The sequence below is a fragment of the Pseudogemmobacter bohemicus genome, from assembly GCF_003290025.1.
In the GTDB taxonomy this organism is placed as follows: domain Bacteria; phylum Pseudomonadota; class Alphaproteobacteria; order Rhodobacterales; family Rhodobacteraceae; genus Pseudogemmobacter; species Pseudogemmobacter bohemicus.
This window is the reverse complement of sequence record NZ_QNHG01000007.1, coordinates 117,741-138,586: the sequence shown is the minus strand read 5'-3', so window position 1 is coordinate 138,586 and position 20,846 is coordinate 117,741. Positions and strand designations below refer to the sequence as shown.

Below are 20,846 nucleotides of genomic sequence, written 5' to 3'. Positions count from 1 at the left end.
GGCCTCAGAGCCCCTCGCGGCGCAGCACTTCCTCGATATAGCTGCGTTTGTCGATGCCAAGTTCGTTCTCGATCCCGACTTCTTCCAGAAAATCAAAGCCCTGCGAGGCGGCGATCAGCAGAAGTGACATCCGCGGCACATCCATGCCGGCCGGGAAATCCCCTGCCGCCACGCCCTCGGACAGGCTGGCGCAAATCTCGTTGCGCATCTTGCCGACGCCTTCGACAATCGCCACTCGCACTGCGGAATCGCGCCGCGTCTCCCAGGCCTCGCTCCAGAGCCGCTCGGCAACCATCAGCAGCGGATTGTCCTCGCCAAGGATCTGCGCCTTGCAGCCCGACAGCACCGTGACCAGCCTTTCGCGCGGCGGCAATTTGCGCAAAGCGGTCACCAGCTGCGGCTCCAGCCGGCTCCAGACCTCACGCACGGCCTCGGCGCGCAGCGCTTCGGCCGAATCGAAATGGTGGTGGATCTGGCCGGGCGAACACTGCAACTGGCAGGCAATGCGCCGCACCGTGGCCGCCGCAAGTCCCTCCTGCGCCACAAGTTCAACCACAGCATTCATAATCTGCTCGCGCCGTGCCTCGCGCGACATATAGGCCAAATCACTGCCTCCGATTTCAGCATTTCATTCATTTTATCAGGTCATGGCGCAAAAACAAGCTGGACATGCGTTCAACTTGGACATACGACCAGAACAAACCTGACTTCTCCTCCCTGCTTTTCAGGACATCCTATGCCCGTATCGCTTTTCCGTGCCCTGGCCGTTGTCGCCGGCATGTCCCTGTTGTCGACCACTTCGATTTTGGCGCAGGAGGGGGCGATGCCGCCCGCCCCGGTCGGTGTGGTGGTTGTCACACCCGAGAATATCGCCGTGACCTCGGAACTGCCGGGCCGGGTTTCCGCAACCCAGGTCGCCGATGTGCGTCCTCGGGTCGGCGGCATCATCGAGAGCCGGGTCTTTGAACAGGGCAGCCTCGTGAAAGAGGGCGATGTGCTGTTCCGGCTGGACCGCGCCAGTTACGAGATCGCGGTCGATGCGGCGAAGGCCTCTGTCGCGCGCGCCGAGGCCGTGCTGGCCGAGGCTGAAGCGACCGAGCGGCGCTATGCCTCGCTCAATGAGCGCAACATCACCAGCCAGGCCGAGTTCGAGACCGCCACCGCGACACGCCTCCAGGCTGCCGCCGCCCTGGCAGAGGCCAAAGCGCAGCTGCGCGCCGCCGAGATCAACCTGGGCTATACCGAGGTGAAGGCGCCGATTTCCGGCCGCATTGGCCGCGCGCAGACCACCGAAGGCGCGCTGGTTTCCGCCCAGGGCGAGGTGCTGACCACGATCCAGCAGCTTGATCCGGTCTATGCCGATATGCAGCAACCGGTCTCTGAATTGTTGCGTCTGCGCCAGGCGCTGGATTCCGGCGCGCTGATGCAGGTTGAGCCCGGCGCCGCCAAAGTCGTGCTGCTGCTGGATGACGGCTCGCAATATACCCATCCCGGCAAGCTTCTTTTCGCCGAGGCCTCGGTTGAGCGGTCCTCCGGCCAGGTGACGCTGCGCGCCGAATTCCCCAATCCGGACGGCATCCTGCTGCCCGGCATGTATGTCCGCGTTTCCGTGGAACAGGCGACCGAGACGGCGGCTTTCGCGATCCCCGGCCAGGCGGTGCAGCGCGATGCGTCCGGCGCGGCGATGGTCTATGTGGTGGCGAATGGCGTGGCAGAGCTGCGCCAGGTCACCCTAGGCCGTTCGGTCGGCAACCGCGTCACCGTGCATGAGGGCCTTGCCACCGGTGATATGCTGATCGTCGACGGGTTCCAGAAAATGGGCCCCGGCGCGCCGGTGTCCCCTGTCTGCTGGGCTGACCCTTCGACCGGCGACACGCCGCCTGATGTCTGCGCCAAAGCGCTTGCTGCCCCGGCAGAAGCCGGCACGAACTGAGACCTGATCCATGGCAAAGTTTTTTATCGACAACCCGGTTCTTGCCTGGGTCATCGCGATCTTCATAACGCTGGCGGGGGCGCTGTCGCTGCCGATGCTGCCGGTCTCGCAATATCCCGATGTTGCGCCGCCGCAGGTCTCGATCTCGACCCGTTTCGCCGGCGCCTCGCCGGAGGATCTGTATCAGCAGGTCACCCAGCCCATCGAGGAAGAGCTGAACGGCATTCCCGGCATGCTCTATTTCCAGAGCACCTCGGAATCGACCGGTGCGGTCACCATTGATGTGACCTTCGAGGCCGGGACCGAAGTGGCCCAGGCCGTGGTCGACACGCAAAACCGTCTGCGCCGGGTGGAATCCGCCCTGCCGCAACAGGTGCAGCAACAGGGTGTCCTGGTCGAAGAGGCCGGCGCGGGCTTTCTGATGATTGTGGCGCTGACCGCAACCGAAGAAAGCGGTCTCGATGCGGTGGCCCTTGGCGATTACATTTCGCGCAATATCGTCAATGAACTGCGCCGTGTCGACGGTGTCGGCCGCGCCCAGGTCTTTGCGACCGAACGCGCGCTCAGGGTCTGGATCGACCCGGCAAAGCTGGTGGGTCTTGACCTCTCGGTGACCGATATCACCGCGGCGATTGCCGAACAAAACGCCCAGGTTGCTGCCGGGTCGGTAGGCGCAGACCCCGCCCCCGCCGGCACCCAGCTGCAGGCAACCCTGCTGGTCACCGGTCAGCTCTCTACACCTGAGCAATTCGGCAATATCGTGCTGCGCTCGGCAGAGGGCGGCGGTCTGGTGCAGCTCAAGGACGTCGCGCGGATCGAAATCGACGCCGAGATGTACGCTTTCAAGACCTTCCTCAATGGCCAGGATACCGCCGCCATCGGCATCCAGCTGTCGCCCACCGGCAATGCGCTGGACACGGCAGCGGGCGTGCGCGCGGTGATGGAACGGCTTGAGCCGCTCTTCCCCGAGGGGATCGGCTATGAGATCCCCTATGACACCACGCCCTTCGTCTCGGCCTCGATCCAGAAGGTGGTGATGACGCTGCTGGAGGCCGTGGGTCTGGTCTTTGTCGTGATGTTCGTCTTCCTGCAGAATTTCCGCTATACCGTGATCCCGACCCTTGTGGTGCCGATCGCGCTGGCGGGAACGCTGGCGGTGATGCTGGCGGCGGGGTTCTCGATCAACGTACTCACCATGTTTGCGATGATCCTCGCCATCGGTATCCTCGTCGATGACGCCATCGTGGTGGTGGAAAACGTCGAGCGGATCATGTCCGAAGAGGGGCTCTCACCGAAAGAGGCCTCGAAAAAGGCGATGGGGCAGATTTCCGGCGCGATTGTCGGGATCACGCTGGCGCTGATGGCGGTGTTCATTCCGCTGGCCTTCTTCCCGGGATCGGTCGGCATCATCTATCAGCAATTCTCGCTGACGATGGTTGTGTCGATTGCGTTCTCGGCTTTCCTTGCGCTCTCGCTGACGCCTGCGCTTTGCGCGACCTTCCTCAAGCCGGTCGCCAAGGGTCACGGTCACGCGAAACGTGGCCCCTTCGGCTGGTTCAACCGCAATTTCGACCGCGCCACCAAAGGCTATACCGGCCTTGTCGGCGGGCTGACTCGGCGGGCGGGCCGGATGATGATCATCTATCTGGCGCTGGTTGCCGGGCTTGGCTGGTTCTATGTCAAAATCCCCTCGGCCTTCCTGCCCGATGAAGACCAGGGCTTCCTGATCGCCAACCTCCAGGCTCCGCCCGGCGCCACCACCTTCCGCCTGCGCGAAGTCACCAAACAGGCAGAGGGCTTTGCCCTTGGCATGGATGGCGTCGATTCCATCGTGGTGATCCAGGGCTATTCCTTCTTCGGCCAGGGGCCGAATTCGGGCCTTGCCTTTGTGACGCTTAAAGACTGGGCCGAACGCACCACGCCCGAGTTGTCTGCCGGTGGTCTTGCCGGTCAGCTTTCGGGAATGCTGTTCTCGATCCGCGATTCCATCGCCTTCGCGCTGTCGCCGCCGCCGATCCAGGGGCTGGGGACCAGCTCGGGCTTTGCCTTCCGTCTGCAAGACCGCGCAAATATGGGCAATGCCGCCTTGCAGGCCGCCGCCGGGCAGATCATGGCGGGGGCCGCGGACAGCCCGATCCTTGGCCAGATGTATATCGAAGGCCTCCCCGCCGGCCCGCAGCTGAGCCTCAAAGTCGATCGCGAGAAGGCCAATGCCTTCGGCGTCACCTTTGGCGAGATCAACCGCACCATCTCGGTCGCGCTTGGCTCGGGCTATGTGAACGACTTCCCCAATGCGGGGAAAATGCAGCGTGTCATGGTCCAGGCCGAAGCGTCGAGCCGGATGAATATTGAAGACGTGATGAAGATCAACGTCCGCAATGTGCAGGGGGGCATGGTGCCGCTCTCGTCCTTTGCCACGGCGGAATGGGGCTATGGCCCGACGCAGATCGTGGGCTATAACGGCTATCCCGCGCTCAGGATCAACGGCGAGGCCGCACCCGGCTTTTCCTCGGGCGAGGCCATCGCCGAGATGGAGCGCCTTGCCGCTGAACTGCCGGCCGGCTTCGCCTATGAATGGACCGGCCAGTCGAGGCAGGAGATCGAAAGCGGCTCGCAGGCGCCGATGCTGATCGGGCTGTCGATCCTCTTCGTCTTCCTCTGCCTTGCCGGCCTTTACGGCAGCTGGTCGATCCCGTTTTCTGTCATGCTGATCGTGCCGATGGGCGCAATCGGTTCGGTCGCGGCGGTGATGTGGGCGGGGCTTTCGAATGACGTCTTCTTCACCGTCGGCCTGATCACCATCGTCGGGCTCTCGGCAAAGAACGCCATTCTGATCGTCGAGGTTGCCAAAGACCTGATCGCCGAAGGCCAGGAGCTGATGGCCGCCACGGTCGAGGCCTGCCGGCTCAGGTTCCGCCCGATCCTGATGACGTCGCTTGCCTTCACCATGGGCGTGGTGCCGATGGCCATTGCAACCGGCCCCTCGGCCGCCAGCCAGAATGCCATCGGGATCAATGTGGTGGGCGGTATGGTCGCGGCCACCGTGCTCGGCGTTCTCTTCGCGCCGGTATTCTTTGTCTTCGTGATGAAACTCTTCGGGACGCATAAGCGCCTCAGCAAGACGGGTTCCGCCAGCAATACCCAAGGGACTGTCCTACCGGCGGAATAACCCTGACGGGGGCATGGCAGAGCATGCCCCCGTCTCTTGTCTATACGTCTCTTACCCCATAACAAAAAGACCAGAGCCATGAGCAGCACCCCATCCAGCCGCCCCCAATTCCGGCCCCGCCCGGACTTCGGGCATAGTCCGGGCTCCAGGCTCGGGCGGTTTCTCACGATCCTGCCGCTGACGCTGGCGCTTTCGGCCTGTGTCACGACGGAATATACCGCGCCGACCCCCGATACCGCTGCGGCCTTCGCCACCGCCGCCCCCGCCCGCAGCGCCAGCGGCGCCTGGTGGCTCAGCTTCCGCGACACCACACTGGACGGGCTGGTGACGACGGCGCTTTCGCGCAACCTCTCGATCCATGAGGCGGTGGCGGTGATCGACGAGGCCGGGGCCGGCATCGCCGCCGCCCGCGCCGCCGATCTGCCCCAGGCCAGCGCCAGCGCCGGCGCGACACGCGGCGACAGCCAGGGCTCCGGCGTGATTTCGGAAAGCACCTCTGCGACGCTTTCCACCTCCTGGATGTTCGATATCTTTGGCGGCAACCGCGCCGCCCGCGCCGCTGCGATTGCCGGGCTGGAAGCCGCGAAACTCTCGGAAGAGGCCGCGCGCCGGGCAGTGACCGCCGCCGTCGCCACCGCCTATATCGACCTGCGCTATTACCAGCAAAGCATCGCCCTGACCCGGCAAAGCATCTCCAGCCGGCGAGAGACGCTCAGGCTGACGCAGGGGATGGAAGAGGTGGGCCAGGCCAGTCGTCTCGATGTTCTCCAGGCCGAACAGGCTGTGGCCCAGGCCGAAGCCGGGCTGCCCTCGCTGGAGATCGGTTTTGACCAGGCGGTGAACCGGCTGGCGACGCTGACCGCATCGCGCAGCGCCGATCTTCGCCCAAGGCTGCAAAAGGGCGGCTCGCAGCCGGCTGCCAGGGCGAAGCCTTCGGTCGGCTTCCCCGCCGAAGTGATCCGCGCGCGCCCCGATGTGCAGATCGCCGAGCGCAATCTTGCCGCCTCCGTCGCGCAGATCGGCGTGGCCGAGGCGGATTTCTGGCCCTCGGTCAGCCTCTCGGGCTCGATCCGGCCGATGAATGTGCAAGGTGGCGGCAACCCGACCTCCTGGTCCTTCGGACCGCAGATCAACCTGCCGATCTTCACCGGCGGCGCCAATAAGGCAAAGCTGAAAGCGGCTGAATCCAGGGCGGTGCAGGCCCATATCCGCTGGCAGGCCGGGATCCTCGACGCGGTCGAAGAGGTCGAGAACGGTCTTTCCGCCTGGCGGCGCGGCGGCACCAATGTGGCGGCGCAGCGCAAGCTCGTCTCGACCGCGCAGGAAACGGTGACCCTTGCCCGCGATGCCTGGGGTGCGGGCCAGACCGATTTCTTCACCGTGCTTGATGCCGAGCGCACCGCGCTTTCCGCCCGCACCGCCCTGGCCGGCGCGCTGCGCGATCAGGCGGCGGCCTATGTCGCGGTCTCGATCGCGGCGGCGGCTCCGATGAGGTGAGTGGCTGCAGCCGGGGTTTCAACCGCAGGTTACCCCGGCTATGGTTTTGCTACGCCGTCGTGACTCTGGTGCCGGACCCTCCGGCGCCACCGCATAACCGGAGCGGGCCATGCGCCATATCGCCCTTCTTGCGCTGATGCTGATCCTGCCGCTTGTGGCCTGCGCGCCGCGTCCCGGCCCTGATGTCTTGCTGCCGGTCACCGCGCCCGTACTCCAGGACCCAGCACTCCAGGGCAGCAAGAAAACCCGCATCTGGATGGTCACCACCCGCGCCCGCGACAAAACCGCCCCCTGGAGTTTCGGCCAGGACCGCGCGCCGGCACCGAGCTATGGCTATTTCGATATCTCGATCCCGCCCGGCCATAAAAGCGGCGCCATCGACTGGCCGAAAGGGCGCCCCGATCCGGCAAAGGATTTCGTCACCCTGGATCAGGTGGCCCTTCCCGCGCGGCGCTTTCTGCAAGATGTCGGCAATGACCAGATCGGCGTCTATGTCCATGGCTACAACACCTCGTTTCAGGAAGCATTGTACCGGCTGGCGCAGCTTTCGGCGGATGCGCATGTCGACGGCAAGCCGATCCTGTTCTCCTGGCCCTCCCAGGCGCATATCGCGGGCTATATCGCCGACCGTGACGGGGCGGATTATTCCCGCTCGGCGCTGGCCGGGCTGATGTCGGACCTGACGCGCGGGCGCAGCACGAAAAAGCCGGTGTTGATCCTCGGACACTCCATGGGCGGGCGTCTGACGATGGAGGCTTTGCGTCAGCTGAAGCTGAGCGGCCGCAGCGATGTGCTGGACCGGCTGGAAGTGGTGCTGGCCGCGCCCGATATAGATATCGACATGTTCCGCGAGCAGATGGCGGTGATCGGCCCGCTGAAACATCCATTGACGGTGCTGGTCTCGTCGGATGACAAGGCGCTGGCCTTCTCGGCCCGGCTGGCGGCGCGGCATGGCCGGCTTGGCACTGCGGATGTCCATGACCCCGGGATCCGCAAAATGGCGCAAAATCTTGGGATCCGCATCATCGACATCACCGACCTGCCCAGCGAGGACCCCGCCCATAGCCGCTATGTCAGCCTGCTGTCCGGGGCCGAAGAAAATGCGGTGACCAGCATTTTCGAAGGGCTGCGCCAGGCCGGGGCCTATGCGCTGGATCAGATCGGGCTTTGAACGGCCGCCAGCGGGAAGGAGACTTCCACCCGCGCCCGCCCGTCGAGGATCTGGCGGCTGATCCTTGTGCCCATGGCGGTGGCCAGCTGGTCGCTGATGGTCAGCCCGAGCCCGGTCCCCGTCGATCCTGGCCGTTTGGCAAAGGCCTGATCGTGGAATTCGGTGCCGCTGGTCGGGTTCTCGATCAGCACCTGCGCCGCAGCCCCGCTGCCGATCCGGATCAGCACCGGGCCGGTGCCATGCCCGACCGCGTTCTCGATCAGATTGCGCAACAGGATCGCCAGCGCATCCGGGTCTACGGCCACCGGCAAAGTCTCAAGATCGCCATCGTCGAACCGGATCTGACCCGATCCGGCCTCCCGCAACCCGATCTCGCGCAGCAGGAGCCGGGTGATCCGGATCAGATCCGCCGGCCCGCGCCCGAGGCCCAGACCCGCCTCGGAGCGTGAAAGCTGCAAGAGCCGCTCGACCCGCCGCGTCAGTGCATCAAGCATCGGCAGCGCACCCCGCGCTTCGGGGTCATCCGACAGGTCAAGCCGCGCCCGGATCGCCGCGACCGGCGTGCGCAGCTCATGCGAGGCATTGGCGACAAAGGCGCGTTCGGCATCGCGCATGGTGCCGATCCGCGCGATATACTGGTTCAGCCCGCTGGCCAGCGGATGCAGCTCATCCGGCAGGCCGGCCTCGGGAACCGGTGAGAGATCGGCGGGCGAACGCGCGGCGATGCCCGCGCTCAGCGCTTCGAGCGGCGCGAACCCCCGGGCGAGGCTCTGGCGCAGCCCCCAGACCAGCAGCGCCACCATCGGCAGGATCAGCACAAGGAAGGCCGAGGCCGCCTCGAGCATCTCGTCGCGCCGCCAGGCGTCGTTATGGGCGACCTCGATCACCGCGTTTTCCGCCGTCACCCGCAACACGCGCCAGTCGTTGAGATCGTGAAAACCATCGGTGGTCAGCGTGGGCCAGGGCGCGGCCGGCACCGGATCGCCGGCGCGCAGGATGCGCAGCACCCGTTCGCCATTCCCCGGATCTGTGCCGATATTCCGGGGGATCACCTGGCCGGGGCTCGCCTCGATGTAAAGCACCGTGGTCTCAGCCATGGCCTGGAGCTCTTCATCCAGCATCTCATTGATTTCATTGTCAAGAAACACGGTCGCCAGCGCCATGGCCCCCAGCCAGGCCAAAAGCACCAGCCACAGAACCCGCCGTGTCAGCCGGCGGCGGATCGACCAGGGTTTCCGGGCGGCGCTCATGTCAGCACATAGCCGAGGCCGCGCCGGGTCTCGATCATACCGGCGCCGATTTTCTGGCGCAGGCGGGAGATATAGACCTCGACCGCATTGCCCTCGATCGCGGCATCGAAATTATAAAGCGCCTCTTCCAGCGCGGGTTTGCCCAGCACCCGCCCCCGCGCGCCAAGAAGCGCGTCGAACAAAGCCCATTCGCGTGAGGTCAGCCGGATCTCCTCGGCCCCGCGCCACAGCCGCGCCGCCGCGCGGTCCACCTCGATATCGCCGACCTGCAGCCGGGTTTCCGGCAGGAACTGGCCTCTCCTTGCATGGGCGCGGATGCGGGCCGACAGCTCGGCAAGGTCAAAGGGCTTTACCACATAATCATCTGCGCCCGCATCAAGCCCCGCGATACGGTCGCTGATCTGGTCAAGCGCGGTCGCGATGATCACCGGCGTGCGGTCGCCGGCACGGCGGCGCTCGACCAGGACCGCGAGCCCCGATCCGTCGGGCAGGCCAAGGTCCAGGATCACACAGGCATACTCCCCCACCGCCATCGCGGCCAGCGCGCCAGCCGCGTCACAGACATGATCGACCGCATGCCCCGCCACCGCCAGATGGCGCAGCACGGAGCCGGCGAGTTCAGCGGAATCCTCGACAAGAAGCAGGCGCATAGCCCCTGCATAGCGCCGGGCCGCAGGTCAGGCGAGGAAAATGCACATTCCGGCAGTGGCCCGCGCGGAAAACCAGGGTGCGGGCGGCTTCTGCAAGCCAGGCGCAAGGTTCGGGGCAGAAAAGCGGCGGATCAGCGGCCTGTAACCGGCCAGATCGCAACCCTCGCCAGGCCCTGCCGGCGCAAGAAAGACAGGCAAATGCCCCTTCCCGCTTTTCTCCGGCGCATCCCGCGTCCGGTCCTCCCGCATAGCGCCCTGAACCTCCTCATCTCCAGCTGGGTGATGCTGGCGCTCAATCACGGATTCTGGTCGCGGCTCATGGCGCAGTTTCCCGGCTCCCCCGGCCGGGTGGTGATCTTCGGGATCGGGGTCTGGGCGCTGACACTGATGACGCTGGAGCTGTTTGGCCCCGGGCGGCTGCAAAAACCGGTGGCGGCGATCCTGATCATGGTCGCGGCCGCCGCCAGCTATTACGAGCGCAATTTCGGCGTGCTGATCGACCGTGAGATGGTGCGCAACATCTTTGAGACCACCTACACGGAATCGCGCCACCTGGTAACGCTGCGGATGGGGGTGGCGATCTTCCTGACCGGCGTGGTGCCGGCGGCGCTGGTCTTCTGGCCGAAGGTGCGCCGCGTCGGGCTGGTGCATCAGCTCTGGCGCTGGCCGACCGGCGTGGCGCTGAGTTTCGCGCTGATGGTCGGGGCATTGTTCAGCCATTACAAGGATTACTCGGCCATGCTGCGCGAGCGCCATGATCTGATGGGCGCCTATCAGCCGGGCGCCAGTCTCACCGCCGGTATCCGCTTTGCCCGCGAGCAGTGGAAGACCGCCGACCCTGTTGCCGCGCCCTGGGGGCGGGATGCGAAACCCGGAACCGCGCTGGCCAGTGCCGACAAGCCGGTTCTCCTGGTGGTTTTCGTGGGCGAAACCGTCCGGGCGCAGAATTTCGGGCTGAACGGCTATGCGCGTGACACCACGCCGGAGCTGGCAAAGCGCGATGTGATCGCTTTTACCGATGCCACCTCCTGCGGCACCTCGACCGCCGTATCGGTGCCTTGCATGTTCTCGGGGCTCGGTCAGGCGGGCTATAGCCGTGAGGCCGCTTTGGGGCGCGAGAATCTGATGGATATCCTCGGCCAGGCCGGGATCCGGCCGCTCTGGGCCGACAACAATACCGGCGATCAGAATGTGGCAAAGCGCACTGGCTGGTCCAGGATCGACGCGACGCTGGCGCCGGAGGCCTGCAAGGTCGAATGCACCGACGAGGCGCTTTTGCCGGTAATCCGCGATACCCTGGCCGGGATCGACCGCGATACGGTGCTGGTCCTGCATATGATCGGCAGCCATGGCCCCGCCTATTTCCTGCGCTCTGCGCCGGAGCGGGCCGGTTTCTCCCCCGCCTGCGAGACCGCGCAATTCGCCGATTGCAGCACCGAAGAGATCGTCAATGCCTATGACAATTCGATCCGCGAGACCGATCATGTCCTTGCCAGCACCATCGACATGCTGGCGGATGCGCAGAATGTGATCCCGGCCATGGTCTATATGTCGGATCACGGCGAGTCTCTGGGCGAGAACGGTCTTTACCTGCATGCCGCGCCCTCGTTCATGGCGCCGGCAGAGCAGGTGAAAGTCCCCTTCATCCTCTGGCTCGACCCGCGGTTCACGGCGGTGATGGGGCTTGACCGCAGCTGTCTGGCGTATGAGGCCGCAAAGCCCGTCAGTCACGACAATTTCTTCCATACCGTGCTGGGGCTGATGGATGTCAGTACCTCGGTGCGCAACCCGGGCCTCGATCTGACCGCGCCCTGCCGTAAAGATGTCATCATGTAAGACGAATGCCGTCCTCGCCATAAACCAGCCACGCATTGGCGATGGCGGCGGAGAAATCGGGATCATGGGTTACGGCGAGAATGGTGGTGCTGGTCAAAGCCTCCACGCCGATCAGCCGGCGCTGGATCTCATCGAGCAGCAAGACGCGCGGGCCATACGCTATGCCGGCGGCCAGCGCCACCAGCCGCTTTTGCCCGGCATCAAGATCAAGCGGATGCTGATCCGCCGGATCCGCGATCGCCAGCTGCTGCAAGACCGCGAGCGCCAAAGCCGGCGGGCCCGCAAGGCCCGGATTGCGCGCAGCCAGCGCCACCTCATCAAGCACTTTGACCGACAGGAGATGCCGGTCCGAGGATTGCGCGACCATTCCCGCCACCCGGGCAGGATCTGTCGCCCCCCGGGCCGGAAGGGTCGATCCCGGCCACCGGTATCCGGCCGGAAAGCGGCTGTTCCAGCCCGTCAAACAACCGCACCTGGCCCGGATAGCCAAAGGCAAGCGCCTCGATGGTGACGGTGTTGCCCTGATCCTGCCCGCCGCACATGCCGCAATCCCGACCGGGCAGATGCGCTCGGGCAAGGCGGTCGAGGCCAGCGTGCTGCTGGTGAATGGCCGGGGCACCCGGCCCTGATTCAGGATCAGATGCCGGTCGAGAAGCCCCTCCATCCAGCCCTGCCAGCCGATATCCAGAAAGATCACCGCCATCCCCCAGGGCGGTCTGCGCAGATGCCCGGCCCGCAGATCTCGGCTTGCCGCATCAAGATCGGCCATCGGCTCTTCAAGCATCAACAGGCGCTGGCGTCTCGCCCCCCGGAAAGGCGGCGGCAATCGCGATGGATCAGATGAAGTTCAGATCGTCCAGCGCCTCAACGGTCTGCGCCCGGATTTCCCCGACCGGCAGGCCAGGGTTTTCCGGCCGCAAGCCACCTCTTCGCGCAAAGCACAGGGCGACCGCTGAGTTGCAGATGCGGGCGCTGCCCGACCGCCTGAACCAGCCGCGCATGATCGGCCCGGGGCATGGCGCGCAGGGCGGTGCCGGTCCAGATCAGCATGCGATCAGCCGCAAGAAGGCCGGAAAGACAGCGCGCCAGAATGGTCTTGCCCATGCCATTTCCGGCGAGAACCGACAGTTGCGCGCCGGGCTTCCAGCGTGATGGACAACCCGTTGAACAAAGGCGCCTTCCCCGGCGCGCAGAAAAAGATCTTTTACACTCAGCGCCATAGCAGCAAGAACACCGGTTGCAGTACAGCCAGAGCCAGGACACCCCGTCGCAGCCAGATCTCGGCCGGACTGTCTTCGACCGGGTCAATCAGCCCGCGCCGGGGGCGGGCGCGAAAGCCACGCATCTCCAGCGCCCCGGCACGGATCGGCGCCTCGGTAATCAGCCCGCGCACCAGCGGATTGACCATGCCGGCAAGCATCCGGAACCGCTCGCGCAGCAGGTTGCGCGCCGAGAACCCGCGCATCTGCAGGCTGTCGCGGATCTGCCGCGCCTCCTGGACAACGCTTTCCACCAGCGGCAGCGGCGCGGTCAGCAGATAGGAAACCGAGGGCCTGCCCCTGCCCCGTCCAGTGCGCGGGCAAGATCCGATGGCCGCGTGGTCATCACGAAAATGAGGCTCACCGACAAGAGCAGCGCAAGGCGCGAAAAGACGAGGAGCGCATAGCGCAGCCCCTCGGAACAGCAAGAGAACGGGCCGCAGTGCCGGGCCGCCCGCTCGATCAGGAAACCATGGACAAGGCCGGCGCGAGCCCGACCGGCAGCATCAGCATCCTCAGGCAGAGCATCCGGCCACAGGCAGGCGCGCTGCCAGAGCGCTTCGGACCAGGCCGATACATGGTTCTTACCTTGGGTTTTTGCGGTGCTCAGGCCCGGCTATGGGCGAGAAACGGCCAGTCCGAGGTCGCTCGCCCGGGCAGCCCGCGCAGGATGCCCCAGACCAGCACGCAGGTCAGCACCTGATCGGCGATGTTCCAGCCCGGCACGGTGATCAGCACCGAGGGGAACAGGTCCTGGCCGAGTTTCAGCGGATAGGCGGTCAGGAAATCGGCGCCCGATCCGGTGACGCCTCCGAACAGGTAAATCCGGATCGGAACCGGGATAAGGGCCAGCGCGATGGTGACGATTACGCCGGAGATCGCCGCCTGCCAGACCTCGCGGAAAAAGCCCACCCGGGCAAGAAGGCCGGCCACGACCCCTGTCACCAGCGCAACCGGCGCGAAGAAGGCGGCGGTCAGCCCCTGGATCAGACCCCGGATCAGGTTGGTCAACAGCCCCATGAGCCCGCCTGCCACCGGCCCGGCCAATACCGTCGCCAGCACTGTCCTGATCGAATCAAAAACGATCGGCAGTTTCAGAAACGACGCGGCCTGGCCAAGCGCGATGTTCCGCGCGATCGCGATGGCCACAAGCACCAGGTTGCGGGGAGAGGAAAGTCAGGATGTCATGGATGGGCTCCTCTGGATTCAATTTAAGCGGGATGGATGACCAGCTCGTCATAGCCGGGCAAAGCGCAGGGCTCGCGGGTGAAGATGAGGTCAACCGGCAGCGAACCGTGATCCCGGCTGTGGTACAGACGGCGCTGTCTGGCAGCAGATGGCGGCCAAAGGCGCACCCCTCGCCATCGGTGATGGTGGGATGCACATGCTCGCCACCCGGATCGACGGTGCCGGTCAGCGAGGTGATCTCGAAATGCCCCTGGCAGAGCGTGCCTTCGGGCCGGTTCGCATGGCGGATCAGCGCCCGGGTCAGGCGGCAGGCACAGGGAACAACCGAAATCGCCGCGACCCCGCTCTGGCGCTGAAAGGCGCGCAGCGCATCGGTCAGATCGGCGGCAGGCGGCAGGCGGCAGGCGAAGGCACCGAAACCTCCTTGCGACAGGCCAAATGTAGAGGGGAGATCGGCGGCAGAGGCCTGCCCCTGGGAAGGATTGGTCAAGATCGCTCCTGCTGCTGGCGGTCCGGTGCCGGCCGGATGGCGTTTTATCCCGGATCGCAGCCCCGCCCGGGCATGGGTCGGACAAGGCACATCCCCAGCCTTCCAGTGCCGATGCTGACCAGATATGACCAGGCTCTCAATTCTGGTAACATGCTGCGTTGCAACAGGAATATTCTCCGATCACAGGTCCGGGCAGCCCTTTTGACCCATTGCATTGCCGCGCCCGGGGTCTAGTATTGCGGCAATATGATCAAATGACAGGATCGGCCCATGTCCATCACCCTCCACCTGGCGCAGCCCGGCAGCACTGAACTGTCGCATTATGAGGGCGCGATTGTGATTTTGCGCAATGGCGGCGGGGGGTTCGGTTCAGGAGCCGCTGCGCTGGATGCGCTCAGCGGTGGGGCGATCAGCCGCGCGGCGGAGGCGCCGCGGTTCACCGGGAAAGCCGGGGAGTGCATCGACCTGCTGGCGCCGCAAGGGCTGAAAGCGCGGCGCGTGGTGGTGCTGGATCTGGGGCCGGCTGAGGTGCTGACGCCGCTGATCGCCAGCCGGGCCGGATCGGCGCTCGCGAGGCATCTGGAGACCGAGGCCGAGCCGGCGGCGCTCATGCTGTTCGAATGCGGCGCGGGCCCGCTGGCAACCGATGCGGTTCTGGCACAGCTGGTGCTGGGAATGCGGCTCGGGAATTACCGCTTCGAGATGATGGCAAAGGCGGACAGGCCCTTTGATCTTGCCCTGACGCTGGAAACCACCGAAACCGCCTCGCTTCCTCGCAGCGAGGCGCTGGCCGAAGGGGTCAGCCTTGCGCGCAGCCTGGTGAATTACCCGGCCAGCCATCTGAACCCCGACACTTTCGCCGATTATCTGAACCCGCTGCGCGAGGCCGGGATCGGCATCGAAGTGCTGGAGTGCGCCGATCTGGAGCGTCTGGGCATGGGCGCGGTGCTGGCGGTCGGCAATGGCTCGGCCCGCGCGCCCCGGGTGATCGTGCTGAGCTATAAAGGGGCCGAGGGGCAACCGCTGGCGCTGGTCGGCAAGGGCATGTGTTTCGATGCCGGGGGCCTCGCGATCAAGACCGGGCCGCAGATGTTCACCATGAAGGGCGATATGGGCGGCGCGGCGGCGGTGATCGGCGCGATGCTGGCGCTGGCGCGGCAGAAGGCAGCGGTGCATGTGGTCGGCGTGCTGGGCGTGGCGGAGAATATGCTCTCGGGCAGCTCATATAAGCCAGGCGATGTGGTCTCCACGATGTCGGGCCGCACGGTCGAGGTGTTCGACACCGATTGTGAGGGCCGCATGGTGCTGGCCGATGTGCTGCATTACACCGCGACTCGGTTTGAGCCGAAAGCCATCATCGATCTGGCAACGCTGACCTATTCGGTGATGCGTGGACTGGGTCATGTCTTTGCCGGGCTGTTCGCCACGCATGACGCGCTGGCCGATGCGCTGCTGGCCGCCGGGGAGGCCACGGGCGAGCGGTTCTGGCGGCTGCCGCTGGACCCGGCCTATGACGAGAACCTGAAATCTCCGATCGCCGATCTGCGCCAGCATGGCCGCGATCTGGAGGATGGTGACGCGCCGGTCGCGGCCGCTTTCCTGAAGAATTTCGCGGAAGGCGTGCCCTATGTACATCTCGACATCGCCGGCAAGGAGCTGATCGACGAAGACCGCCCTCATGCACGGGCCGGCGGCGCCGGGTTCGGGGTGCAATTGCTGGAGGAATGGATTTCCTCGGGAGCGGCGGCGGCGTTCAGGGCCGGCGCCTGAGCCGCTGGCTGGCACCCGGAGGGGTTTTGCACCCCTCCGGATTGCCACCCGTTTTTCAACTAGCCGTTTTTGTTTCATTTTTTTGCTTCTTTTGGAACTTTTCCGGAATAGTTGGAACTTTCTGTTCTTTTTTCGTTTTGGAGAGAGCCCTGCGGCGCCCGTATTTCTTTCCGTAGTTTTCGATTTCTTTGAGAGATTCATGACCCGTCCAGGCACCAATCTGGTGTGTGGTCGCCTCGGCCTCGATCAGGTCTATGGTGCGGGATTTCCGGAGGCCGTGCGCGGTGCGCCCCTCGATCCCAGCCTCCCGCACCTTTCTGGCGAACCACTGTGAAACCGACTTGGCAGACCGACTGGCCCCCTGCCTGGTCGTCATGAAGGTCACATGCCGGTCATTCCGGGCGTTGATCGCGCGGTGCAACTGGGCGAGATCCTCGGCAAAGTCTTCGGCGAAGGTTGGCAACTCACGGTCATACGGAATTGAAACCTCACCGCCGGTCTTCACCTGGCGGAAATTCAACCACCCGTCATGGTCGATGTTACCCTCACCCAGGCACACCGCATCTGAGATGCGGGCACCCGTCCAGTAGAGCAGTTCGAAAGCCAGACGCTCGACAGAACCAATCGGCCAGAAAGCGCGGAATTGCGAGATCTGCTCACCGTCCCACGGGATATGACCATCGGACTTCGGCACCTTGACCCGGGACAGCGTCGCGGCGGCACTGGCAGGCAATTTGTATTCTGTGGCCATCCAGGCGCAAAACGCCCTCCAGATCTTAAGACGGCCATTCCGGGCATGCGTTTGGAACCGCTCAAGATCCTTCCGAATATGACGATCCTCAAGATCAGCAACCTTGCCGGACCCATACAGGGTGAGAATATCATCCAGCGCCGTGCGCCGCCGCGCCCTGGTCGAGGCGGCCAGCCCCCGAAACACCTCCGACCCCTTATAGGCCACCACAGCCGCCGCAAGCGTCCCCGACCGCACCACTACCGGCGCAGGCGCTCCATGGGCCTCGGCATAGGCTTTGAGGAAAGCAGGATGGTCTATCGGCAGATCGGGCATCGGAATGCCCTTCTTGCCCTTGGGGCGATAGTAAAATCGGGGATTTCCGCTGGGCCAGATGCCAGACGGATTCAGGTGTTTGAGCTTTACAGACCGAAGGCCGCGTCGCATGAATTGCCGCCTCCTGCATCACCGGGAGCTCTGCCGAAGACCGGCAAGGCATACATTGCCTGTTCGAGTTCCTCACGCAGCCAGACCTTAACGCCGCCCAAATTGCGCGCCTCCGGCATGATGCCCTCCCTCACCAGCTTGTCGAAATGGGCGGGCGAGCAACCGCAATACCGGGCCGCATCTTCGCGGCGCAGGCTCCCCGGCGGGGTGATATGCGGTTGCACTCGGGTCATCAGTCTATCCGGCAGCTCATTTTAGTGTCAGGTCACCACATCGAAAATACGGATTTTCGTGCGATCACGCGTGTTTACCTATTGTCTTTCAGCTCAGAGAAAATCCAAAGCACCTGATTTTAGTTTTCCACATGAATCAGACAGCGACCTCGGATTCGACTTTATAGAACTTCGGATAGGTAATGCGGGGACCGCGTTTCAACAGGACTTTTCCACCCTCGGCATCCGCATCAATCATATAGAGATGCTTACGGTAATAACGGTTGTCATCATCTTCGCCATCCGGCTCACGCAGGATAAGCATATGGAGAGCGTGGAAGGGCTCTGGGATGTTCCATGCCGTGATAGTTTTGGCATCCATAGATTAGGCCTCCGGCTCAAAAGTCATGCCGGAAACGATCTTGCACACAGCACTCGACGCGAAGCTCGCAAGGGCCTTGGTGTTCACCACATCCATTGCGTAGAGGTCGAGCCACTCGATCTGCTCATAGGTATTGGCCTTGAAGCGGATCGGGTGGTTCAGCGAGAGCGTCTCACCGTGATCGGACACCCCCTTTTCGCGCCGCACATCACCGTGCCCCCAGAACACCGGAGCGTCGATGCCCGCAATATGCTTTGCAACGAATTCCGCGATGATCCACGAATGCTCGAAGAGGCGCTTCAAATCCATGGGCCGCTCGCCTTTCACAGGCAGATCGAGCTGCTTACCCCGCCCGTGAAGAGCTTCGGCGACCCAGAATGCGACGAGGTCGCGGCTCGAGTAGAGCCAGTGGCCATTTGCGCCCTTCTCGCCATAGGCTTCGAGGTAGCCCTTCAAACGATAGTCGCGGAGGAGCTCCGGCGACCAGAACGAAACGACACGAACATCCGCAGGCGTATGGGTATAGGTTTTCATAATTCAACTCCGTAGCTGTCAGCAACGGTCATACCATCGCCAACAGCTACGGTCAATCACGTCAACACCTCCAGCAACGCTTTCCCGAGCATCGCCCCCATGTGACCTTTCGGACCAGTCATGTCCCTCAGGTTGCCCAATGTCGCATCATAGGTCCGCAGATTGCCAAGAGCGGCAACCGCGCGCGCCTTGATCTGCACCCCCTCAATCGTGCTGGATGCCTCCTGCAAAACCTGCCGGGCAAAATCGAACATCCGATCACGGGCATCGATACGTGCTGCATCGACTGCATCGAAGTTCGACGCCTTCTTGATGCGCTCGCATTCCGCCAGATACCCCGGCAGCAGCGCAACCCCGAGTTCAGCCCGATCCGCTTCGCTCTGCCAGTAGAGCAATGTCTTCTTAGACGTTGGCCTTTTCCGCCTCGCCGCCCGAGCCAGCGCCCCGAGCATAGTGTTTCGCCGGCCTTCCATATTGAGCAGCTCAAGGCGGCGCATTGGCCTTTCCTGCCCAGGGCGGACAAGGCCAAAGCCATCAAGGTTCCGCTCGAGCTCGCCGAGCCACCCACCGCCCTGCACAACGCAAGGATCCGGGGCCAGCGGCCATTTCGGGCGCCACTCGCGCCACATCGCGTCCCAGGCCGCGCAGGCCGCATGATAGGCCGCTTCGACGCGCGGCAGCTCTTCGCCGAGCGCCAGCAGAGCCGGGTTTTCCGCGACCTCGGGCGCCGCAACTGCGGAAGCTGCGCAAACCGTAAGAGGGGCGAGGGCCGCCACGGGGGCGGCGGTGATGAACTGGCGACGCTTCATTGCAGGCCCCCCATCAGACGTTCGGTCTGGCGCAGGGCGCGGCGGCAGTAGCTGCGGGCTTCGCGGATGTGCTGGGGATAGCCCGAGGCGCTTTCGGTCGCGTCGAGCGCGAGGGTGAGCATGTCGGCGATTTCGTGCAGGCTTGCGACAGGCATGACCTGTCCGTTATGGCAATGAGTAGCCATTCGCGTTCTCCCTAAAGAACGAGTTTCGGTTAGGGCCGGGCGAGAACTCTCACCTTCTTGCTCGGTCCGATTATTCTGATATCATAAACCACATGAGCGCTCAACAAGAAAATGATACCAAAAACCGTGGTGGGCGGCCAGCTACTGGCCAGGGCACACCCGTGATGGTCCGCCTCAACCCCGAGCTTCTGGCATGGGTAGACACCGAGCGCGCCAAACTCGACCCCGAACCCACCCGCCCGGAATTCATCCGCCAGGTGCTGGAAGAGCGGAAGGGCTGAGGATGGAACTGAGCAAGTTTCACAGAGACACGCTGGACGGCTTGCGCAGAGAGTGCAGCTATGACGATACAAGACCAAACGGGTATCCGGGTTCCTTCATCGCCCGAGGCCGCTTCCCCAGCGGGATGAAGACTATTTCTCAGCTTCTTGAATATGGGATGATCGTCGAGGGAGAGATCGTGCCGGGTGGAGGCAAGGGCTATCGGATCACCGAAGCAGGGTTAGCCGCACTGGCCGAACCGATACCACCGAAGCCTCCCCGCAAAGCGCCGAATTTGATGCCCGCGCCTTCGCGGCTGGGCGTTGCCAAAACACGGTGGGACAAATGACCATAAGCGCCCTGACCGTTGAGCAGTTGGTTGTATGGCTTGATGGCGCCTATCCATCCGGCGAATCTCCCGCGCTGATCAAGGCGCACCTTGAAAAAACCTTCCGGCAAGTATCGACAAAAGACGACTGGCGGGAATTTGAGCGAAATCTTGATCAAGCCATTATGCAACACGCAATGAAGTGCCATGTCCGGGAGATTGCGCTGAGAGGACGGGAGACGTGAGATATTGGACCACGGGTGATCCTGTAACGGATTGTGTAATGAACCAGCTTGAATCGATAGATGAGTGGGGTTCTGAGCCAAATGCCCAGTCGGTTCAACAACTGCTGACCATCGTGATCAATGCTGAAACGATGCTTCCCGCTGCTGTGAAAAAACATTTCCGCTTCCCCAACCCCTATGTCAGGGATGACCACGAGCGGAGAAACCAGGACTACCGGAACGACCTGACCAACAGGATCATCGCAGCGAACAGGGCTGGTTTGGACAGTGCCGATGCAGATCCTTCGCTCAGGCGAGGCGGTGGCGCCGATCTGTCTGATAGGCCCCGCAGCCAGGGCGAGTTGATCCTCGAAATGCTGACTGCGTTTGAGGAGACCAGATCCAGCGCCGCCTTTCACCGCCTTTATGCCGCTGTCAGCCCCACAACGCTTCAGGGCAGGATCCGCACCATCGAGATGCTGATGAAGCGCAAGAAGCCCTATGGCAACCAGTCCCCTGAG

At 63.9% G+C, this 20,846-nt stretch carries 23 protein-coding genes; 9 read left to right on the top strand and 14 right to left on the bottom strand.

The window, feature by feature from the left end:
- Window positions 1–4: 4 nt before the first annotated feature.
- Window positions 5–595 (bottom strand): TetR family transcriptional regulator, encoded by a 591-nt coding sequence (locus tag DRF71_RS25650; protein ID WP_232831696.1) that lies wholly within the window; start codon window positions 593–595, stop codon window positions 5–7.
- 141 nt (window positions 596–736) lie between these two features.
- Between DRF71_RS25650 and DRF71_RS25645 the strand changes: the two genes are divergently transcribed.
- The 4 genes from DRF71_RS25645 (at window position 737) to DRF71_RS25630 (ending at window position 7,770) form a co-directional block, all read left to right on the top strand.
- The gene (locus DRF71_RS25645; protein ID WP_112313291.1) at window positions 737–1,933 is read left to right on the top strand and encodes an efflux RND transporter periplasmic adaptor subunit; all 1,197 of its coding nucleotides are present in this window, start codon (window positions 737–739) and stop codon (window positions 1,931–1,933) included.
- A 10-nt stretch (window positions 1,934–1,943) separates the two neighbouring features.
- Window positions 1,944–5,102, top strand: a complete 3,159-nt coding sequence (locus DRF71_RS25640) for a multidrug efflux RND transporter permease subunit (RefSeq protein ID WP_112313290.1) — start codon at window positions 1,944–1,946, stop codon at window positions 5,100–5,102.
- Window positions 5,103–5,180: 78 nt separating this feature from the next.
- Window positions 5,181–6,599, top strand: coding sequence for an efflux transporter outer membrane subunit (locus tag DRF71_RS25635; protein WP_112313289.1), 1,419 nt, complete (start codon window positions 5,181–5,183; stop codon window positions 6,597–6,599).
- Between the two features lie 109 nt (window positions 6,600–6,708).
- Window positions 6,709–7,770, top strand: a complete 1,062-nt coding sequence (locus DRF71_RS25630; protein WP_112313288.1) for an alpha/beta hydrolase — start codon at window positions 6,709–6,711, stop codon at window positions 7,768–7,770.
- Here the strand turns inward: DRF71_RS25630 and DRF71_RS25625 are convergent.
- Together DRF71_RS25625 and DRF71_RS25620 are read right to left on the bottom strand one after the other, a co-directional pair.
- Window positions 7,755–9,020 carry a sensor histidine kinase gene (locus DRF71_RS25625; protein ID WP_112313287.1) on the bottom strand — a complete coding sequence of 422 codons (1,266 nt, stop codon included), beginning with the start codon at window positions 9,018–9,020 and terminating at the stop codon, window positions 7,755–7,757. The genes DRF71_RS25630 and DRF71_RS25625 overlap by 16 nt on opposite strands.
- The gene (locus DRF71_RS25620) at window positions 9,017–9,670 is read right to left on the bottom strand and encodes a response regulator (RefSeq protein WP_112313365.1); all 654 of its coding nucleotides are present in this window, start codon (window positions 9,668–9,670) and stop codon (window positions 9,017–9,019) included. Before DRF71_RS25620 ends, DRF71_RS25625 begins: the two co-directional genes overlap by 4 nt.
- 198 nt (window positions 9,671–9,868) lie before the next feature.
- On the opposite strand from DRF71_RS25620, the gene DRF71_RS25615 reads away from it, so the two are divergent.
- Complete coding sequence (locus tag DRF71_RS25615; RefSeq protein ID WP_198672382.1) at window positions 9,869–11,506, top strand: phosphoethanolamine transferase; 1,638 nt, start codon at window positions 9,869–9,871, stop codon at window positions 11,504–11,506.
- Here DRF71_RS25615 and DRF71_RS25610 read toward each other — a convergent pair.
- From DRF71_RS25610 to DRF71_RS25585, 5 genes are all read right to left on the bottom strand, one after another.
- Window positions 11,499–12,290 (bottom strand): P-loop NTPase family protein, encoded by a 792-nt coding sequence (locus DRF71_RS25610; protein WP_112313285.1) that lies wholly within the window; start codon window positions 12,288–12,290, stop codon window positions 11,499–11,501. The genes DRF71_RS25615 and DRF71_RS25610 overlap by 8 nt on opposite strands.
- 80 nt (window positions 12,291–12,370) lie before the next feature.
- Entirely contained in the window at window positions 12,371–12,610 is a 240-nt protein-coding gene (locus DRF71_RS27785; protein ID WP_157971286.1) for a hypothetical protein, read from the bottom strand.
- A 106-nt stretch (window positions 12,611–12,716) separates the two neighbouring features.
- Complete coding sequence (locus DRF71_RS25600; protein WP_112313283.1) at window positions 12,717–13,019, bottom strand: energy-coupling factor transporter transmembrane component T; 303 nt, start codon at window positions 13,017–13,019, stop codon at window positions 12,717–12,719.
- A 352-nt stretch (window positions 13,020–13,371) separates the two neighbouring features.
- A complete protein-coding gene (locus DRF71_RS25590) occupies window positions 13,372–13,914 on the bottom strand; it encodes an ECF transporter S component (protein ID WP_332872085.1) in 543 nt (180 codons plus the stop codon).
- Window positions 13,841–14,443 carry a PPC domain-containing DNA-binding protein gene (locus DRF71_RS25585; RefSeq protein ID WP_157971285.1) on the bottom strand — a complete coding sequence of 201 codons (603 nt, stop codon included), beginning with the start codon at window positions 14,441–14,443 and terminating at the stop codon, window positions 13,841–13,843. Before DRF71_RS25585 ends, DRF71_RS25590 begins: the two co-directional genes overlap by 74 nt.
- A gap of 270 nt (window positions 14,444–14,713) precedes the next feature.
- Between DRF71_RS25585 and DRF71_RS25580 the strand changes: the two genes are divergently transcribed.
- Window positions 14,714–16,213 carry a leucyl aminopeptidase gene (locus DRF71_RS25580; protein ID WP_112313279.1) on the top strand — a complete coding sequence of 500 codons (1,500 nt, stop codon included), beginning with the start codon at window positions 14,714–14,716 and terminating at the stop codon, window positions 16,211–16,213.
- A gap of 55 nt (window positions 16,214–16,268) precedes the next feature.
- On the opposite strand, the gene DRF71_RS25575 is transcribed toward DRF71_RS25580, so the two are convergent.
- The 6 genes from DRF71_RS25575 to DRF71_RS25555 form a co-directional block, all read right to left on the bottom strand.
- The gene (locus DRF71_RS25575) at window positions 16,269–17,390 is read right to left on the bottom strand and encodes a tyrosine-type recombinase/integrase (RefSeq protein ID WP_112313278.1); all 1,122 of its coding nucleotides are present in this window, start codon (window positions 17,388–17,390) and stop codon (window positions 16,269–16,271) included.
- Window positions 17,366–17,614 carry a helix-turn-helix transcriptional regulator gene (locus tag DRF71_RS25570; protein ID WP_198672381.1) on the bottom strand — a complete coding sequence of 83 codons (249 nt, stop codon included), beginning with the start codon at window positions 17,612–17,614 and terminating at the stop codon, window positions 17,366–17,368. Before DRF71_RS25570 ends, DRF71_RS25575 begins: the two co-directional genes overlap by 25 nt.
- A 145-nt stretch (window positions 17,615–17,759) precedes the next feature.
- Complete coding sequence (locus DRF71_RS27780; protein WP_157971284.1) at window positions 17,760–17,984, bottom strand: hypothetical protein; 225 nt, start codon at window positions 17,982–17,984, stop codon at window positions 17,760–17,762.
- Window positions 17,985–17,987: 3 nt separating this feature from the next.
- A complete protein-coding gene (locus tag DRF71_RS25565) occupies window positions 17,988–18,518 on the bottom strand; it encodes a hypothetical protein (protein WP_112313276.1) in 531 nt (176 codons plus the stop codon).
- Window positions 18,519–18,574: 56 nt separating this feature from the next.
- Window positions 18,575–19,327, bottom strand: coding sequence for a hypothetical protein (locus tag DRF71_RS25560; protein WP_112313275.1), 753 nt, complete (start codon window positions 19,325–19,327; stop codon window positions 18,575–18,577).
- A complete protein-coding gene (locus DRF71_RS25555; RefSeq protein ID WP_112313274.1) occupies window positions 19,324–19,512 on the bottom strand; it encodes a hypothetical protein in 189 nt (62 codons plus the stop codon). The genes DRF71_RS25560 and DRF71_RS25555 overlap by 4 nt, the downstream gene beginning before the upstream one ends.
- A gap of 283 nt (window positions 19,513–19,795) precedes the next feature.
- On the opposite strand from DRF71_RS25555, the gene DRF71_RS25545 reads away from it, so the two are divergent.
- The 3 genes from DRF71_RS25545 to DRF71_RS28300 form a co-directional block, all read left to right on the top strand.
- The gene (locus DRF71_RS25545) at window positions 19,796–20,122 is read left to right on the top strand and encodes a hypothetical protein (protein WP_112313272.1); all 327 of its coding nucleotides are present in this window, start codon (window positions 19,796–19,798) and stop codon (window positions 20,120–20,122) included.
- Window positions 20,119–20,346, top strand: a complete 228-nt coding sequence (locus DRF71_RS25540; protein WP_112313271.1) for a hypothetical protein — start codon at window positions 20,119–20,121, stop codon at window positions 20,344–20,346. The genes DRF71_RS25545 and DRF71_RS25540 overlap by 4 nt, the downstream gene beginning before the upstream one ends.
- A 38-nt stretch (window positions 20,347–20,384) precedes the next feature.
- On the top strand, window positions 20,385–20,846 hold a 462-nt coding region (locus DRF71_RS28300; RefSeq protein WP_198672380.1), incomplete at its 3' end, for a hypothetical protein.